This is a genomic window from Actinomadura sp. 7K507 (genome assembly GCF_004348425.1).
Lineage (GTDB): Bacteria > Actinomycetota > Actinomycetes > Streptosporangiales > Streptosporangiaceae > Spirillospora.
Window position 1 is genome coordinate 21,473 of the sequence record NZ_SMKK01000074.1, and the last position, 17,167, is coordinate 38,639.

Sequence of the window (17,167 nt, forward strand, 5' to 3'; positions counted from 1 at the left end):
TACGGTCATGATGTGATCGTTCGCATCGGCATGGCCCCGGCAGCGTCCACCCTCTCCCGCGACGCGCTGACCGCCCTGACGCTCGGCCTCGAACGCGAGGGCTTCGACTCCCTGTGGGTGTCCGAGCGGGTGACCGGCCCCGCGCTGGATCCCGTCGTCGCGCTCACCTACGCGGCGGCGCTGACATCGCGGATCAAGTTCGGCACCGCGGTGATGACCCTGCCGGGCCGCTCCCCCGCCGTCCTCGCCAAGGAGCTGGCGTCCCTCGACGTGCTCTCCGGCGGGCGGCTGCTGCCCGCGTTCGGGCTCGGGCAGCGCCACGCGGGCGAGCAGCAGGCCTTCGGGGTGCGGCGGGAGGAGCGGGCGTCGATCCTCGAAGAGGCGCTGCCGCTGCTGCGCCGGTTCTGGGCCGAGGACGAGGTCACCCACGACGGTCCCCGGTTCCGCTACGAGGCGCTGCGCGTCCTGCCGAAGCCGGCGGCGCGCGGGTTCGACGTGTGGATGGGCGGGACGTCCGAGCCGGAGCTGCGCCGCACCGGGCGGCTGTCGGACGGGTGGCTCGCCGCGTTCACCACCCCGGCCGAGGGCGAGCGCGGCCGGCTCGCCGTCCAGGAGGCGGCGGCGGGCGCGGGGCGCGAGATCGAGGAGGAGCACTTCGGCGCCGTCGTCCCGTACCGGCGCGGGCCGCTGCCCGCGGAGGCGGAGGCGCGGTTCGCCCGGGTCCGGCGGGTCAGCGGGCCCGCTCCGCTGGACGACGTCGTCCCCGACCTGGACGGCCTGGAGGCGCACCTGAAGCGGCTCGTCGAGGCCGGCCTGTCGAAGTTCGTGCTGGCGCCGCTGGCGCCGCCGGAGGACTGGGACTCCGAACTCGCCGACGTGCGCGACGCGGCGCTCCACCTCCAGACACGGGGTCCTCAGGCACGGGGCTGATCCAAGGCGGACATGACGAAGCCGGTCACCTCGTCGGCGAGGCGGGCGGCCGGTTTCGGGCCGTCCGCCCGGTACCACGACGGCATCTGGTTGACCATGCCGAGCGCGACGATCGTGACGGTCTCGGCGGGCGTCGCGTCGCTGAACACGCCTTCCCGCTGGCCCTGCTCGATGAGGCCGCGGAACGTCACGTGGTAGCGGCGGCGGTCGGCGCGGATCGAGCGCATCCGGGCGCTGTCGAGGCGGTGCATCTCGCGGGAGAACACCTTCGCCTCGTCGATGTGCGCCGCCGTGCTGCGGATCAGCCCGTCCAGCACGGCCCGGACGGCCTCGCGCGGCGGCAGCCCGCGGGCCAGCACGTCGCCGAGGTCGGCGAGCTGCCGGGCGATCAGCGAGTGGTAGATCTCGTAGAGGAGATCGTCCTTGGAGTCGAAGTAGTGGTAGAGGGCGCCTTTGGTGACCTTGGCGGCCTCCACGATGCCCTGTACCGACGTCCGGTCGAAGCCGCGTTCGGCGAACTGCTTGAGCGCGGCGTCCAGGATCCGCCGCTCGACCGCGCTCTCCCGCACCGGCGCCCCCGAGCGGGTGACGGCCGCCGGGTCGTCCAGCGTCGGTTCGGTATCGGTCACCCGGGCACCTCCTCGATGTACGCGCATGGCGCGAGCATTGACGCAGATGTGGCCTGCGCCATAGTTTGCCAGAAACCGACTGGTCGGTATGCAGCACGTTACCGTGCGGAGGGAGAGCCGATGCCCGCAGTGGAGACCGTCCGCGGCACCGTCGACGTCGACGGGCTGGGGCGCACGTTGATGCACGAGCACGTCTTCGTCCTCAGCACCGAGAACGTCGAGAACTACGGCGCGGGCGACTGGTGGGACGAGGAGGAGAAGGTCGCCGACGCGGTGGCCAAGCTGCGCGAGCTGACCGAGCGCGGCATCACCACGATCGCCGACCCCACGGTGTGGGGGCTCGGCAGGTACATCCCGCGGATCCAGCGGATCAACGAGCAGGTCCCCGACCTCAACATCATCGTCGCGACGGGCATCTACACCTACCACGACATCCCGTTCCAGTTCCTCCACCGCGGCCCCGGCACGATGCTGGACGAGGGCCCCGACCCGATGATCGCCGACTTCACCCGCGACCTGACCGAGGGCATCGCCGGCACGGGCGTCAAGGCCGCGTTCCTCAAGTGCGCCGTGGACGCACCCGGCCTCACCTCGGGCGTCGAGCGCATCCTGCGGGCGGTCGCCGCCACGCACCGCGAGACGGGCGCGCCGGTCACCGTGCACACCGAGAGCTCGGTCCACGCCGGGCGGACGGTCGTCGACCTGCTCGGCAAGGAGGGCGTGGACCTCACCAAGGTCGTCATCGGGCACGCGGGCGACAGCAACGACCTCGACTACCTGATGGAGCTGGCCGACACCGGCGCGATCCTCGGCATGGACCGCTTCGGCCTCGACGTCATCAACCCGACCGAGAACCGGGTGGCCACCTTGGTGTCGCTGTGCGAGCGCGGCTACACCGACCGTGTCGTGCTCAGCCACGACACGAGCTGCTTCATCGACTGGTTCGGCCCGGATCCGGCGACGGTGCCCGCGATGCAGCCGAACTGGAACTACCGGCACATCAGCGACGACGTCCTGCCGGCCCTGCGCGACGCAGGCGTCGGCGAAGCGCAGATCGACCAGATGCTGGTGGACAACCCCAGGCGCTATTTCTCCCGGTCAACTACTCCGCGCTAAAGGGACCGGACTTGCTGGTTCGGTCCTTTTAGGGCGTTGTTCGCGCTCCCGACTGCCCGCTACGGCCGGGCGGTCACGGGTCGCATCCACCGGCCTCCGGCTATGCGGGGGCCGGGTCGGGCATGTTGACGAATACCCACGCCGAGCGTGCGCGGTCGCGCACGTTGACCCCGGCGACGACATCGGCGGGCCCAGCGAGGCCGCACCGACGACAGTGAAAGTGGTCCCGGGCGGGCCGATTGGCTCGCTCGGTATGACCGCAACGCGGGCAGCGCTGCGAGGTGTAGGCCGGATCCACCTCGATGAACGGCACGCCGGCGCGGCGTGCCTTATAGGCGATGAACACGCCTAACTGATGGAAAGGCCAGGAGGACAGGCGTGCCCGCTGGTCGCGAGGAACCGTGACCCGTTCGCGGATCCCACCCAGTTCTTCGAGTGCGATGCCGCGCCCGGTGCGTGCCGCGACGGCGACGACCTGCTTGGAGATCTTATGGTTGACGTGCCGGGCATGCCGGGCCTCCCGGCGGGCCCGTTTCTTCAGCAGCCTGGCGGCCGACCGGGTGCGCTTGGCCTGGATCTCGGCCCGTTTGCGGGCCTGCCACCGCCGGTACCGATCTAAGCGGCGGCCTTGATGGTTGTCACCATCGCAGGTGGTGGCCAGGTTGACGATCCCCCGGTCCACCCCAACCCAGTCGACGGGCTCGCGCACCTGGGGTTCGGGGACGTCACAGGTGGCGATCAGGAACCACGTGCCGTCCCGCTGGACGAGGTCCGATTCGCCGCGCCGGTGCGCGGCCAGCGTTCTGGCCTGGTCGGTTGAGCAGGCGAACGGCAGGCTCTTGGACCTCCCGGTCGTGGTCCAGATGCTGACCGTGCCCGCGTCCAGCTGCCAAGACAGATTGCGGTCGTCGAAGGTATGCGCCGCGTCCAGGCGAAACACGATGGGCTTGGACTCGGCCTTGCGGCGGCGCGGGGAGGCGGGACCGCCGAGGTTGCCGTTACGTATGTTGGCGCGGAGGGTGGTGTAGGCGTCCACAACGCGTTTGATCACATGCTGGGCGGCCTGCGCGCCCAGCCCGTCTGCCTTGAGGTCGCCGTAGCACAGGCGGCGCAGAGGCGTTTCGCGGCCGCGGAGCCCGAATTCTTCGAACGCTACGGCCGAGACCTGGTTGGCGGCGGCATTGACCTGGCGGAGGGTGTCGGCCAGTGCTGCCGCCTGTTCGGGCGTCGGCAGCAGCTTGACCTGCACCACGAGTTTCACAATCTGTGACTGTATCATTACTCTCCTTGGGGCGTCCCGGGATCGGATCCGGCGGCGCGGACCCGCCGCGTGCGAAGCAAGCGATTCCTCTCGGCCCAAAGTCCGGGTTTCCTGGCTAGAAGCAGCTGGAGGGCGGGGGGCGCGGGGCGTTACGCCCGACTCTGCCTGCCTGGCCTCCCTCGCGACCACTCGGTCATGACCGGCCCGAGTTAGCGACTAATCCCCTGAAATCGGGAATCATGGGAGAAGGCTGGGAGGAGGCGGTTAGGTGAGCGAGGACTCCGTGCGTCGCGGCGCCCGTACCGCGGTCCCGATACTCCTGGTCACGCTGCTCTCCCTGGTCGCCCCCGGCTGCCGGATCATGGAGAGCGGCGCGACCCCGGACGTCCCGCCGCCCGTCTCCGCCGAGCCCACCACCAAGAACGCCAAGCCCAGCGGCCGCCGCCCCGGCGTCGTCAACATCGAGACCGAGCAGGACCTGCGCGGCACCCGCGCCGCGGGAACCGGCATCGTGTTCCACCCGTCCGGGCTCGTGCTGACCAACAACCACGTGATCAAGGGCGCCACCAGGATCGAGGGCACCGACACCGACAACCGCCGCACCTACACCGCGCAGGTCGTCGGCTACGACCGCGCGGACGACATCGCGGTGATCCGGCTGAGGGGCGCCTCCGGCCTCAAGTCCGCCGTGTTCGCCTCCGGGTCCGCCGTGAACATCGGCGACACGGTCACCGCGGTCGGCAACGCGGGCGGCAAGGGCGGCAAGCCCCGGGTCGTCACCGGCAAGGTCACCGCGCTGGAGCAGGCCGTCACCGCCCGCGACGACAGCAACGGCACCACCGAGCGGCTCACCGGCCTGATCGAGACCAACGCGCCGATCAAGCCCGGCGACTCCGGCGGCCCGCTGCTGAACACCGACGGCAAGGTCATCGGCATCAACACCGCCGCGTCCGCGGACCTGTCGACGGACGGGCCCAAGGAGCGCAAGGACCACCGCGGATACGCCATCCCGTCCGACCGGGCCCTCGCCATCGCGCGGCAGATCCAGCGCGGCGAGGCGTCCACCACGGTGCACATCGGCCGGACCGCCATGCTCGGCGTCAAGGTCCGCTCCAACCGCAACACCTCCGGCGCCCTCGTCGCCGAGGTCGTCCCAGGGACCCCCGCCGAGACCGCGGGCATCCCGGTCGGCGCCGCCATCATCACCTTCGCCGGACGGGCCGTCGACTCCGCCGACTCCTTGACCACGCTGATGCTGGCGCACCACCCCGGCGACGTCGTCCAGGTGCAGTGGACCACCGCCCAGGGCGCCCGCATGTCCGCCAACGTCCGCCTGGCGGAAGGCCCGTCCCAATAGGGGCCGAGAGCACGTTCTCATGTCAGAGTGGGAGGACCCTAGGCGACCACGAGGATGTGTACGCGATGAGCCGCAAGCCGCCCTCCGATGACTTCGACGACGCGGGACTCGAGGTGTCGAAGCCGAAGACATGGGCCGCGGGCGTCCCCGGGGTGACGACCGCGCTGCGCCAGTCCTACGAGCAGATGGGCGTGCGGCGCACCGCGCTGACGCTGCTGCGCGTCAACCAGAAGAAGGGCTTCGACTGCCCGGGATGCGCCTGGCCGGAGGGCGACCACCGGCACACGGCCGAGTTCTGCGAGAACGGCGCGAAGGCCGTCGCCGAGGAGGCCACGACGCGGCGCGTCACCCGGGAGTTCTTCGCGCGGCACAGCGTCGCCGAGCTGGCGCGGCGCTCGGACCACTGGCTCGGGCAGCAGGGGCGCCTCACCGAGCCGATGCTGAAGCGCGCCGGGTCCGAGCACTACGAGCCGGTCGGGTGGGACGAGGCGTTCGGGCTGCTGGCGTCCGAACTGAACGCGCTGGAGTCGCCCGACGAGGCCGTCTTCTACACCTCCGGCCGGACGAGCAACGAGGCCGCGTTCGCCTACCAGCTGTTCGTCAGGGCGTTCGGAACCAACAACCTGCCCGACTGCAGCAACATGTGCCACGAGTCGTCCGGCTCGGCGCTGAACGAGACGATCGGCGTCGGCAAGGGCTCGGTGCTGCTGGAGGACCTCGACAAGGCCGACCTGATCTTCGTCGTCGGGCAGAACCCGGGGACGAACCATCCCCGGATGCTGTCGGCGCTGGAACGGGCCAAGAAGGAGGGCGCCCGGATCGTCGCCGTCAACCCGCTGCCCGAGGCGGGGCTGATGCGGTTCAAGAACCCGCAGCGTCCTTCTGGTGTGACCGGGCAGGGCACCGTCCTCGCCGACCGGTTCCTGCAGATCCGGCTGAACGGCGACCTGGCCCTGTTCCAGGCGCTCAACCGGCTGCTGCTGGAATCGGACGCGCCGGAGGCCCTCGACCGCGAGTTCCTCGACGCGCACGCGCACGGGTTCGAGGCGTTCGAGAAGCACGCCCTCGGCCTGGACTGGGACGACGTGCTGGAGGCGACCGGGCTGACCCGCGGCGAGATCGCGGCGGCGCTCGGCGACGTCCTGGCGGCGAAGCGGATCATCGTCTGCTGGGCGATGGGCCTCACCCAGCACCGCAACTCGGTCCCCACCATCCGCGAGATCGTCAACTTCCTGCTGCTGCGCGGCAACATCGGCCGTCCCGGCGCGGGCGTCTGCCCCGTGCGCGGCCACTCCAACGTGCAGGGCGACCGGACGATGGGCATCTGGGAGAAGCCCAAGCCCGAGTTCCTGGACGCGCTCGCCACCGAGTTCGGATTCGAGCCGCCGCGCGAGCACGGCCTCGACACCGTGGACGCGATCCGCGCCATGCGGGACGGCCGGGCCAAGGTGTTCCTCGGGATGGGCGGCAACTTCGTCCGCGCGACCCCCGACTCCGCCGTCACGGAACGGGCCCTGCGCGGCTGCCGGCTGACCGCGCAGGTGTCCACCAAGCTCAACCGCTCGCACGCCGAGGTCGGCGAGACGGCGCTGATCCTGCCGGCGCTGGGCCGCACCGAACGCGACGAGCAGGAGTCCGGGCCGCAGTTCGTCTCCGTCGAGGACTCGATGGGCATGGTGCACGCCTCCCGGGGCCGCCTGGCCCCCGCGTCCGAGCAGCTGCTGTCGGAGGTCTCGATCGTCTGCCGCCTCGCGAAGGCGACGCTCCCCGGCTCGGGCATCGGCTGGGACGCGATGGAAAGCGACTACGACGTGATCCGCGACCACATCTCCCGGGTCGTCCCCGGCTTCGACGGCTACAACGCCCGCATCCGCGAGCCCGCCGGCTTCACGCTCCCCCACGCGCCCCGCGACGAGCGCCGGTTCCCCACCGCGACCGGCAAGGCCAACCTGACGGTGAACGAACTGGAGGTCCTGCGGGTCCCGGCGGGACGGCTGCTGCTGCAGACCGTCCGGAGCCACGACCAGTACAACACCACCGTCTACGGGCTGGACGACCGCTACCGGGGCATCAAGGCCGGACGCCGCGTCGTGTTCGTCAACCCCGCCGACGTCTCCGTTCTCGGGCTGGAGGACGGCGCGATGGTCGACCTGGTCTCCGAATGGCAGGACGGCGTCGAGCGCCGCGCCCCCTCCTTCCGCGTCGTCGCCTACCCGACCGCGCCGGGCTGCGCGGCGGCCTACTTCCCGGAGACCAACGTCCTCGTCCCCCTCGACAGCACCGCCGAGGTGAGCAACACCCCGACCTCCAAATCCGTGATCGTCCGCCTCGAAGCGGCCCGCTCCTAAACGCGCGTCCTGGTTTAGGCTCGGGACATGAACAACCTCCCCGAGCGCGCCGGAACGCCCGCGACGCCGGAGATGCGGGCCGGCGACGCCGATCGTGAGCGGGTCGCGCACCTGCTGCGCGACGCCGCCGGGGACGGCCGGCTGACCCTGGTGGAACTGGACGAGCGGCTGGACGCGGTCTACGCGGCCAAGACGTACGCGGATCTGGAGCCGCTCACCCGGGACCTGCCCGCGCCGGGCGCGTCCCCGCCTCCCGCGCCGGCGACCGGGGCGGGGGCCTGGCGTCCGGTGGAGGGCGCGCCGTCCTGGAAGAGCGGCATCGGGATCATGAGCGGGTTCAACCGGACGGGCGTGTGGAACGTCCCCCGCGTCTTCCGCGCGTTCGCGTTCTGGGGCGGCGGCAAGATCGACCTGCGGGAGGCGCGGTTCGACGAGCCGGAGACGACGATCCGGGCGATGGCCATCATGGGCGGCTTCGAGGTCATCGTGCCGGACGACATCACCGTGCACGTCAAGGGCCTCGGCATCATGGGCGGGTTCGACGACAAGGCGAGCGGCCCGGGCGTGCCCGGCTCGCCCACCGTCGTCATCAAGGGCCTGGCGTTCTGGGGCGGCGTCGGGGTGAAGCGCCGCAAGTCGAGCCGCCAGAAGAAGAAGCGCGACAAGGAACTCAAGCGGTCCGAGGACGAGTAGCCGCGGCTAACCGTCGGCGATCCGGTCCAGCCATTGGTTCAGCAGCGCCGCCTCGGGCGCGGTCAGGTGCGGGGGCGGGGCGGCGGCCAGGGCGGCCCGCAGGGCCACGGCGCGGTCGGCCGCGGACGGCGACGCGTCCTCCTGGCCGCCGGGCGGGACGGTGATCGCGGCGAGGATCGCCTCCCGCGTCCGGACCGACAGCTCGCCGTCGCCCTCGCCGGCGATGATCGCGAGGGTGACGCCGACGCCGGCCGCGTGGGTCATCCGGGCGGCAGTGCCGACTGAGACCCGCAGGCGCCCGGCGCCCGCGACGGCCCCGATGAGGCCGAGCAGGATGGCGTGCGCCTCCTCCGCGACGGGCGGCGTCCGCGCCGTCCCGTACATCAGCGTGTAGAACGCGGGGTTCGTCCGGCCGTACTCGATGTGCAGGTCCCAGCCGCGGCGCAGGTCCTCGACCGGGTCGCCGGTGCTCTGCTGGGCGCGCTTGCCCGCCAGGTACTCCTCGAACCCGTACGCGGCGACGGCGTCGAACAGGCCGCGCTTGTCGCCGAAGTGGTGGTAGAGGGTCGGTGCCCCGACTCCGGCGGCCGTGCAGACGGCCCGCGTCGAGACCGGTTCGCCGTCGGCCTCAGTGAGCAGGCGGGCGGCCGCCCGCAGGATCCGGTCCCGGGTGTCGGGGTCCTTCTGAGCAGTCACAACATCGATGCTACAGATTTTTGCCGAACACCGCTATGCAGGACTGTGTAGCAGCGCTACGGTGAACGTTATACCAACGCTATGTTCGACATGAGAGGGGATGCCTGCCATGCGCAGCGCCGTTCTGACCGCACCCGGCAAGCCGCTGGAGATCGTCGAGCGCGAGGTGCCCGAGCCGGGCCCCGGCGAGATCCTGGTCGAGGTCACCGCGTGCGGGATGTGCTTCTCCGAGATCAACCATCTGCGGGGCCACTACCCGTTCGGGACGTTCCCGGCCGTCCCCGGCCACGAGATCAGCGGCGTAGTCGCCGCGCTCGGCGAGGGCGTCGACTGGCCGGAGGTCGGTACCGCGGTCGGCGCCCAATGGCTCTACGGGTCGTGCGGGCACTGCGACCAGTGCGTGCGCGGCGACCAGATCCTGTGCACCGGGGCGCCCAAGGCCGTCACCGGCGTCAACCGCGACGGCGGCTACGCCGAGTACTTCGTGGGCCAAGCCGGATTCGTCACCCCGCTGCCGGACGGCCTGGACCCCGTGGCGGGCGCCCCGCTGATGTGCGCGGGGATCACCGCGTTCAACGGCCTGCGGCAGGCGGGCGCGGTCGCCGGGTCCAGGGTCGCCGTGCTCGGCACCGGCGGCGTCGGAACCTTCGGCGCCCGGTTCGCCGCCGCGATGGGCGCCCGGGTCGCCGTGGTGTCCCGATCACGCCGCGCCGAGAAGGAGGCACTGGGAGGCGGCGCCGAACTGTTCGTCGCCACCGCGGAGCAGGACCCGGCCGAGGCGCTGCAGGCGTGGGGCGGCGCGGACGTGGTGATGAACACCGCGCCCGACACCGCCACCGGGCTGGCCGCGTTCGGCGGCCTGCGACCGGGCGGCACCCTGCTCTACCTCGGCTTCGACGCCGCCAACGTGGACGTGCCTCCCCTCGCCCTCGTCGCCAACCGGCTGCGGGTGATGGGCATGGGGTCCGGGTCCCCGCACGACCTGCGCGACACGCTCGACTTCGCGGTGGCGCACGGGATCGTCCCGGAGGTCACGCCCGTCACGCTGGACGACGCGCCGCGCGTCCTCGCCGCGATGGACGAGGGCCTCCACCGCGGCCGCGCGGTCATCACGTTCGGGTGAGGCGCTTCCACGGACGGGCCCGCTCGTAGGCGTGGCAGGCGGCCATGACCAGGGCGTCGGCGTGCCTGGCGCCGACGACCTGGAGGCCGACGGGAAGCCCGTCCGCCGTGAAGCCGCACGGCAGGCTCGCGGCGGGCTGCTGCGTCATGTTGAACGGGTAGGTGAACGGGGTCCAGCTCGTCCAGCGCGGGAACGGGGACCCCGGCGGGACCTCCAGCCCCGCCTCGAACGCCGCGACCGGCATCGTCGGGGTGAGCAGCAGGTCGTAGCGCTCGTGGAACAGGCCCATGATGCGGCCCAGCTCCATGCGGCGGGCCGTGGCGGTCAGGTACTCGACGGCCGAGTACCCGGCGCCCTGCTCGCAGATCTCCCGCAGACCCGGGTCGAGGCGCGCGCGGGCCCGCGGCGACAGGTGCTCGACGACCTTGGCGGCGCCCGCGAACCACAGGACCTCGAACTCCCCGGCCGGGTCGCCGCCCAGACCCGGGTCGGTCTGCTCGACCTTCGCGCCGAGCTCGGCGAAGACCTCGGCGGCGGCCGCGACGGACGCGGCGATCTCGGGATCGACCCTCGCGAACCCCAGGTCGGGGCTGAACGCGATGCGGAGCCCGGTCAGGTCGTCCGGGACGGCCTCGGCGAACGGGACGTCCGGCGGCGGAAGCGACGACCAGTCGCGGCCGTCGGCACCGCAGACGGCGTCGAGCAGCAGCGCCGCGTCCGCGACGGTGTTGGTCATCGGGCCGATGTGGGCGAGCGTCCCGAACGGGCTCGCCGGGTAGTGCGGGATGCGGCCGTACGTCGGCTTGATCGTGAAGGTGCCGGTGAACGCGGCGGGGATGCGCACCGAGCCGCCGCCGTCCGTGCCGAGGGCGAGCGGCGCCATGCCCGCCGCGACCGCCGCCGCCGCGCCGCCGCTCGACCCGCCCGGCGTGCGGGACGCGTCCCACGGGTTGCGGGTGACGCCGGTGAGCGGGTTGTCGGTCACGCCCTTCCACGCGAACTCGGGCGTGGTCGTCTTGCCGACGAACACCGCGCCCTGCTCGCGGAGGCGGGCGACGGACGGCGCGTCCTCGTCCCACGGTCCCGCCGGGTCGATGGTCGTGGAGCCGCGCAGCGTGGGCCAGCCCCGGGTGAGCAGGACGTCCTTGATGGAGACGGGCACGCCGTCCAGCGGCCCGAGCGTCGTGCCGCGCGCCCGGCGGTCGGCCGCCTCGCGGGCCATGTCGAGGGTGGTCTCCTCGTCGACGAGGCAGAACGCGTTGAGCTCGGGGTCGTCCCGCTCGATCCGGGCGAGGACGGCCTGGGCCGCCTCGACCGGGGACAGCGTCCCGGCGTCGTACTCCGCCAGCAGTTCGGTCGCGGTCAGATCGGCCGCGTCGCTCCTGCCCGCTCCCGTCTTGGTGGCCTCGGTCCTGGTCACGGTCACTGCTACCCCCTCTGGTCTGCGGGTGCCCGCTGAGAGCCGACATAGCCGAGCCGCTTGTCCACGACGTTGCGCAGCGGGCGGCCGGACAGGTAGCGGTCGAGGTTGCCGGCGAACATGCGGACCAGCTCGTCCCGCCAGCCGATCACGTCGCCGGACATGTGCGGGGAGACGACGACGTTCGGCATGTCCCACAGGGGCGAGGACTCCGGGAGCGGCTCGTCCTCGAAGACGTCGAGCGCCGCGCCCGCGATCCGGCCGGCCTGCAGCGCCCCGACGAGGTCGGCCTCGGCCACCAGCGCCCCGCGCCCCACGTTGATCAGCCGCGCGGACGGCCGCATCCGGCCGAGGGCGGCGGAATCGATCATGTGGCGGGTCTGCGCGGTGAGCGGCGCCGCCAGCACGACGTAGTGGGCGCGGCCGAGCGCCTCGTCCAGCCGTTCCACCGGGTGGACGGTGCCGAAGTCGGGGTCGGCGTCGCGGGCGGTGCGGCCCGCGCCGGAGACCGCCAGGCCCGCGGCGGACAGGCGGCGGCCGATCGCGCGCCCGATCGGGCCGGTGCCGATGACCAGCGCGCGGGCGCCGGTGACCCGTTCCGTCTCGCGGTGCCGCCAGCGCCGCTCGCCCTGGAGCCGGACGGTCGTGTGCAGGTCCTTGGCGAAGGTCAGCACCAGCCCGAGCACGTACTCGGCGATCGGCTCGTCGAAGATGCCGCGCGAGTTGGTGACGACCGCGTCGCCTTCGACCAGGCCGGGGAAGAGCAGCCGGTCGACGCCCGCGCTCGCGATGTGGACCCAGCCCGGTCCGCCGGCCCGCGGCCACGCCCCGGCGAGGGCCTCGGAGAGGAAGTCCCACACGAACAGGACGTCGGCGCCGGGAAGGGCGTCCGCGAGCTCTGATTCGCGCACGTAACGGACGCGGGCGAGCCGCTCCACGTCGGCCATGCCGCGCGGTCGCGCGTCCCCTACCAGCACCACCACGTCGGGTGGCCCACCGGGTGCGGGCGGAACATGCTCCATCGGCGCCACTTTCAGGACAGAGTTTACGTGAAGGGAACTCGGGGAGGCATTGACACGCTAGGAACAGTTCGTAGGATTGTCAACAATCAGCGCGGTGCTCCGCGGCCCCGGTCGCCGCACTGAGATTCGTGTGCTGCAAGACCGTCGCAACCTGCCCACGCAAGGCCAGGACGGATCCCAGAGCGCTCTAACGGAAGAGTCCTTCGGGTGGCGACGCTCTCGCCCACCCCTGTCCACGGGGAGGTCCGGCATGCCCAAGCTCATGACCATCACTCTGGAGCGTCGCGGCGTCTCATGCGTCGCGGAACTGCTGGAGAAGGACGCGCCGCGCACCTGCGAGGCGGTGTGGAACTCGCTGCCCCTCGGCGGCGACGCCTACCACGCCAAGTACGCGCGCAACGAGGTGTACACCATGGTCGAGCGGTTCTCCGAGGAGGAGGTCGGCCTCGAGAACCCCACCGTCACACCGATCCCGGGCGACGTCGTCTATTTCTCCTTCGCCGGCGGCATGCTCGACCGCAGGTTCAAAGAGGAGAAGAACATCGACGCGCTGCCCGGCGTCATCGACCTGGCGATCTTCTACGGGCGCAACAACCTGCTGCTGAACGGGGACGTCGGCTGGGTGCCCGGCAACGTGTACGCGACGATCACCGACGGGCTCGACCGGATGGCCGAGGCCTGCAACGACGTGTGGCGCTCCGGCGGAGCCGGCGAGCGCCTGGTCTACGGCCGTGCTGAGTACTAGGGCGGTGGGCGCGCAAATGACATTCGACCCCACGCTGGTCGTCGGCCCCGAGCTGCTCGCCCAGCACGGCATCGGCGTGGTCGCGCCCTTCGACTTCGCCCTCGACCGCGAGCTGTGGCGGTGGACGCCCGACGACGTGTCGCTGTTCATGACCCGGCTCCCGTACGTGCCCGTCCCGGTCACCGTCGAGATGGCCTCCGCCCTCTCGGACCAGTCGATCGTCCGGCAGGCCACCCGGGACGTGCTGGCCCCCGAGCCGCTCGCCGTCGCCTACGCCTGCGCCTCGGGGAGCTTCATCCGCGGCAAATCGGGCGAGATGCAGCTGCACCAGTCGATGATGTCGGCCGGGGCGCCGATCTCGACGACGACCTCGGGCGCGCTGGTGGAGTCGCTCCGGCTCCTGGACGTCAGCCGGGTCGCGGTCGTCACCCCCTACATCGACGCGGTCACCGACCGGCTGGTGTCCTTTCTCGGCGAGTACGGCATCGAAGTGGTGTCGTCGGTCGGGATGGGGCTGCTCAGCCACATCTGGAAAGTCGGCTACGGCGAGATCGTGTCGGCGGTGTCGACGGTGGACGCCCCCGAGGCGGACGCGGTCTTCATCAGCTGCACGAACGTCCCGACCTACGACATCATCGCGCCGCTGGAACAGATGATCGGAAAGCCGGTCCTCACCGCCAACCAGGTCACGATGTGCTCGGCGCTGCGCGCGATGGGCCGTTCCGCGGCCGGTCCCGGGCAGTCGCTGGTGCAGCTGGCCCCGTCCACGGCGGCTTGATCGCCATGAGGGTTAGGATTGACGATTCCATGCATCAGAACAGGTTGAGCGCCGGGTTCCTCTACCCCGGCTACAGCGCGGAGGACGACTACCCCGCCATCGAGCGCGCCCTCGGCGGGGTGAGCCTGCCGGTCGTGCACACGCTGATGCGCGAGGACGCCCACCGGGTGGACGCCCTGCTCGACATCGGGGGCGCCGACGTCCTGGGCGACGGGGCCCGCGAGCTGCGCGCGATGGGCGTCCAGGCCGCCGTGTGGGCCTGCACCAGCGGAAGCTTCGTGTTCGGCTGGGACGGCGCGGAGCGGCAGGTCGAGGGCGTGAGCGAGGCCGCGGGCGTCCCGGCGTCCAGCACGTCGTTCGCGTTCGTGAACGCCGCCCGCGCCCTCGGCGTGACCAGGGTCGCGATCGCCGCGACGTACCCCTCCGACGTCGCCGAGCGGTTCGTCGCGTTCCTCGGCCACGCCGGCATCGAGGTGGTGGCGCTGTCCTGCCGGGGCATCGTCACCGCCGCCGAGGTCGGCACCCTGGGCCGCGACGAGGTGCTCGCGTTCGTCGCGGCCAACGACCATCCGGACGCCGAGGCGGTGCTGGTGCCCGACACCGCACTGCACACCGTGTCCTGGCTCGACGAGCTGGAGGCACGGACCGGCAAGCCGGTACTGACCGCCAACCAGGTGAGCGTGTGGGAGGGGCTGCGGCTCGCGTCCGGTCCCGGGGGACTCCCGCCGCGCACCGGGCTGGGCCGGCTGTTCGCCGAGCCCGCCGCCGTCCCGGCCGGCGCCGCCGCCCCGGGACGACATACCTGACAGCTACGAGAAAGGGGCCCGAGGGCATGGGCCAATTGGGTGAGCTGGAACCTGTCCCCCGCAAGTCGACCGTCGAGATCGTCTCGGACGAGCTGCGCTCGGCGATCATGTACGGGTCGCTGGAGCCCGGCGTCCAGCTCGGCGAGGCCGAACTGGCCGGCCGGCTGGGCATCAGCCGCGGCCCGCTGCGCGAGGCGATGCAGCGGCTCGTCCAGGAGGGTCTGCTGGTCAGCGAGCCGCACCGGGGACTGTTCGTGATCACCTTGGACGAGGGGGACGTCGAGGACGTCTACCTCGCCCGGCTCGCCATCGAGCGGGAGGCCTGCCAGCTGATCATGGAGAGGAACCGCGGTGAGGCCGTCGCGAGGCTCACCGACGCGCTGGACGCGCTCATCGACGCGGCCGGCGAGCGCGACCGGGTCGCGATGAGCGACGCCGACCAGGCGTTCCACGAGGTGCTGGTCAGCTCGTCCGGAAGCCACCGGCTGGAACGGATGGCGCACACCCTCCTGGTGGAGACCCGCATGTGCCTCAACGCGCTTCAGGACACCTACCCGGAGCCGTCCGAGCTGGTCGAGGAGCACCGGCGCCTGGTCGACGCGATCGGCGACGGCGAGGAGGAGCGGCTGCTGACCCTCATCGAGGAGCACATGACCGACTCCATCGACCGCCTCCGCGTCACCTAGCGCGGGCCGGCCCCTCGGTGCTGGACATCCGGACCGAGGGGCACCTACATTGCAGATTGTCGACAATCTACCGAAGGCACCGGAGGGACGAAGCATGGCGAAGCTGTCACCCCTGCTCAAGCAGGCCACCCCCGTCCTTGCCGAGCGCGGCGAGGGCGTGTACCTGTACGACACCGACGGCCGCCGGCACCTGGACTTCACCGCGGGGATCGGCGTCACCGGCACCGGCCACTGCCACCCGCGCGTGGTCGAGGCGGCGCAGCGGCAGGTCGGCACGCTGATCCACGGCCAGTACACGACGGTCATGCACGAGCCGCTGCTGCGGCTCACCGACGCGCTCGGCGAGGTGCTGCCGCCCGAGCTGGACTCGCTGTTCTTCCTCAACAGCGGCAGCGAGGCCGTCGAGGCGTCCATCCGGCTGGCCCGGCACGCCACCGGCAGGCAGAACATCGTCGTCTTCCACGGCTCGTTCCACGGCCGGACGATGGGGGCCGCCGCGCTCACCACCGCGGGCACGAAGTTCCGCGCCGGGATCGGCCCGCTGATGCCGGGCGCCGCCATCGCGCCGTTCCCGCAGGCCTACCGGTACGGCTGGGACGAGGAGGAGGCCACCCGGTTCGCGCTGCGCGAGCTGGACTACCTGCTCGCCACCGCGAGCCCGGCGTCCGACACCGCCGCGTTCATCGTCGAGCCCGTCCTCGGCGAGGGCGGCTACATCCCCTCCCCGCCCGGGTTCCTGGAGGGCCTGCGCGAGCGCGCCGAGCGGCACGGCATCCTGCTGATCATGGACGAGGTGCAGACCGGGTTCGGGCGCACGGGCCGGTTCTGGGGCCACGAGCACTCCGCCGCGCGTCCCGACGTCATCATCACCGCCAAGGGCCTGGCCAGCGGCTTCCCGCTGTCGGCGATCGCCGCGCCCGCCGCGCTCATGGAGAAGGCGCTTCCCGGCTCGCAGGGCGGCACCTACGGCGGCAACGCCGTCGCCTGCGCCGCCGCGCTCGCCACGCTCCAGGTCATCCAAGACGAGGACCTCGTCGGCAACTCCGCCCGGCAGGGCGCACGGCTGAACGACGGCCTCCGCAAGGTCGCCGCCGACCACCCGGAGATCGGCGACGTGCGCGGGCTCGGGCTGATGCAGGCCGCCGAGTTCACCACGCCCGGCGGCGAGCCCGACGCCGCCGCCGCGCAGCGCGCCCACAAGGCCGCGGCCGACCGCGGGCTCCTGCTGCTCACCTGCGGCGCGTACGGCAACGTCGTCCGGATGATCCCGCCGCTGATCGTCACCGAGTCGCAGATCGACGACGCCCTCGGCCTCTGGTCGCAGTCCGTCGCCGACGCGGTCGGCTGACCCGGCCCGGATACCCGCGCCCGGTGGTCACCAGGAGGGGGACCACCGGGCGCCGCCGCGTCCATACACCGCTTGGCCTGCTCCTTCGGCCCTCGGTCAGGCCTGGGCCACCGCGCCTTCCTTGAGGAGGGTCTCGGTGTCGTCGAAGCCCAGGTCGTCCAGGACGGCGCGGGTCTGGCCGCCGGGGAGGGCGGGGACGCCGTCCGTGC

Annotated in this window: 16 protein-coding genes; 11 read left to right on the forward strand and 5 right to left on the reverse strand. The window is 72.0% G+C overall.

Annotated elements, in window-relative coordinates:
* Positions 1-12 precede the first annotated feature (12 nt).
* Positions 13-930: an LLM class flavin-dependent oxidoreductase gene (locus tag E1285_RS18475; protein WP_132153663.1), complete on the forward strand. Its 918-nt coding sequence runs from the start codon at positions 13-15 to the stop codon at positions 928-930.
* On the opposite strand, the gene E1285_RS18480 is transcribed toward E1285_RS18475, so the two are convergent.
* A complete protein-coding gene (locus E1285_RS18480; protein ID WP_243722883.1) occupies positions 915-1,559 on the reverse strand; it encodes a TetR/AcrR family transcriptional regulator in 645 nt (214 codons plus the stop codon). The two genes, E1285_RS18475 and E1285_RS18480, sit on opposite strands and share 16 nt — an antisense overlap.
* 120 nt (positions 1,560-1,679) lie before the next feature.
* On the opposite strand from E1285_RS18480, the gene E1285_RS18485 reads away from it, so the two are divergent.
* Complete coding sequence (locus E1285_RS18485; protein WP_132153667.1) at positions 1,680-2,675, forward strand: phosphotriesterase; 996 nt, start codon at positions 1,680-1,682, stop codon at positions 2,673-2,675.
* Positions 2,676-2,775: 100 nt separating this feature from the next.
* On the opposite strand, the gene E1285_RS18490 is transcribed toward E1285_RS18485, so the two are convergent.
* Complete coding sequence (locus tag E1285_RS18490) at positions 2,776-3,936, reverse strand: transposase (RefSeq protein ID WP_243722884.1); 1,161 nt, start codon at positions 3,934-3,936, stop codon at positions 2,776-2,778.
* Positions 3,937-4,204: 268 nt separating this feature from the next.
* Here E1285_RS18490 and E1285_RS18495 point away from each other — a divergent pair, with 268 nt between their 5' ends.
* The 3 genes from E1285_RS18495 (at position 4,205) to E1285_RS18505 (ending at position 8,334) form a co-directional block, all read left to right on the forward strand.
* On the forward strand, positions 4,205-5,293 hold the full coding sequence (locus E1285_RS18495) for a trypsin-like peptidase domain-containing protein (protein ID WP_243722885.1): 1,089 nt from the start codon (positions 4,205-4,207) through the stop codon (positions 5,291-5,293).
* Positions 5,294-5,358: 65 nt separating this feature from the next.
* Positions 5,359-7,641 carry an FdhF/YdeP family oxidoreductase gene (locus tag E1285_RS18500; protein WP_132153669.1) on the forward strand — a complete coding sequence of 761 codons (2,283 nt, stop codon included), beginning with the start codon at positions 5,359-5,361 and terminating at the stop codon, positions 7,639-7,641.
* Between the two features lie 27 nt (positions 7,642-7,668).
* Complete coding sequence (locus tag E1285_RS18505; RefSeq protein WP_243722886.1) at positions 7,669-8,334, forward strand: DUF1707 domain-containing protein; 666 nt, start codon at positions 7,669-7,671, stop codon at positions 8,332-8,334.
* Between the two features lie 6 nt (positions 8,335-8,340).
* Here the strand turns inward: E1285_RS18505 and E1285_RS18510 are convergent, their stop codons facing one another.
* Positions 8,341-9,030: a TetR/AcrR family transcriptional regulator gene (locus tag E1285_RS18510; protein WP_132153671.1), complete on the reverse strand. Its 690-nt coding sequence runs from the start codon at positions 9,028-9,030 to the stop codon at positions 8,341-8,343.
* Positions 9,031-9,139: 109 nt separating this feature from the next.
* Here E1285_RS18510 and E1285_RS18515 point away from each other — a divergent pair, with 109 nt between their 5' ends.
* Positions 9,140-10,153: an alcohol dehydrogenase catalytic domain-containing protein gene (locus E1285_RS18515; protein ID WP_132153673.1), complete on the forward strand. Its 1,014-nt coding sequence runs from the start codon at positions 9,140-9,142 to the stop codon at positions 10,151-10,153.
* Here the strand turns inward: E1285_RS18515 and E1285_RS18520 are convergent.
* Together E1285_RS18520 and E1285_RS18525 are read right to left on the reverse strand one after the other, a co-directional pair.
* Positions 10,140-11,579 (reverse strand): amidase, encoded by a 1,440-nt coding sequence (locus tag E1285_RS18520; protein ID WP_132153675.1) that lies wholly within the window; start codon positions 11,577-11,579, stop codon positions 10,140-10,142. The genes E1285_RS18515 and E1285_RS18520 overlap by 14 nt on opposite strands.
* A 2-nt stretch (positions 11,580-11,581) precedes the next feature.
* Positions 11,582-12,520: a D-2-hydroxyacid dehydrogenase gene (locus E1285_RS18525; protein ID WP_243722887.1), complete on the reverse strand. Its 939-nt coding sequence runs from the start codon at positions 12,518-12,520 to the stop codon at positions 11,582-11,584.
* 337 nt (positions 12,521-12,857) lie between these two features.
* Between E1285_RS18525 and E1285_RS18530 the strand changes: the two genes are divergently transcribed.
* The 5 genes from E1285_RS18530 to E1285_RS18550 all read left to right on the forward strand — a co-directional run bounded on the left by E1285_RS18530 (position 12,858) and on the right by E1285_RS18550 (position 16,958).
* Positions 12,858-13,340 (forward strand): DUF3830 family protein, encoded by a 483-nt coding sequence (locus E1285_RS18530; protein WP_207946654.1) that lies wholly within the window; start codon positions 12,858-12,860, stop codon positions 13,338-13,340.
* A 16-nt stretch (positions 13,341-13,356) separates the two neighbouring features.
* Entirely contained in the window at positions 13,357-14,118 is a 762-nt protein-coding gene (locus E1285_RS18535) for an Asp/Glu racemase (RefSeq protein ID WP_165966663.1), read from the forward strand.
* A 29-nt stretch (positions 14,119-14,147) separates the two neighbouring features.
* On the forward strand, positions 14,148-14,924 hold the full coding sequence (locus E1285_RS18540) for a maleate cis-trans isomerase (protein ID WP_132153681.1): 777 nt from the start codon (positions 14,148-14,150) through the stop codon (positions 14,922-14,924).
* Positions 14,925-14,950: 26 nt separating this feature from the next.
* Positions 14,951-15,610 carry a GntR family transcriptional regulator gene (locus tag E1285_RS18545; protein WP_132153683.1) on the forward strand — a complete coding sequence of 220 codons (660 nt, stop codon included), beginning with the start codon at positions 14,951-14,953 and terminating at the stop codon, positions 15,608-15,610.
* A gap of 94 nt (positions 15,611-15,704) precedes the next feature.
* Positions 15,705-16,958 carry an aminotransferase class III-fold pyridoxal phosphate-dependent enzyme gene (locus E1285_RS18550; protein ID WP_132153685.1) on the forward strand — a complete coding sequence of 418 codons (1,254 nt, stop codon included), beginning with the start codon at positions 15,705-15,707 and terminating at the stop codon, positions 16,956-16,958.
* The last annotated feature ends 209 nt before the right edge of the window (positions 16,959-17,167 follow it).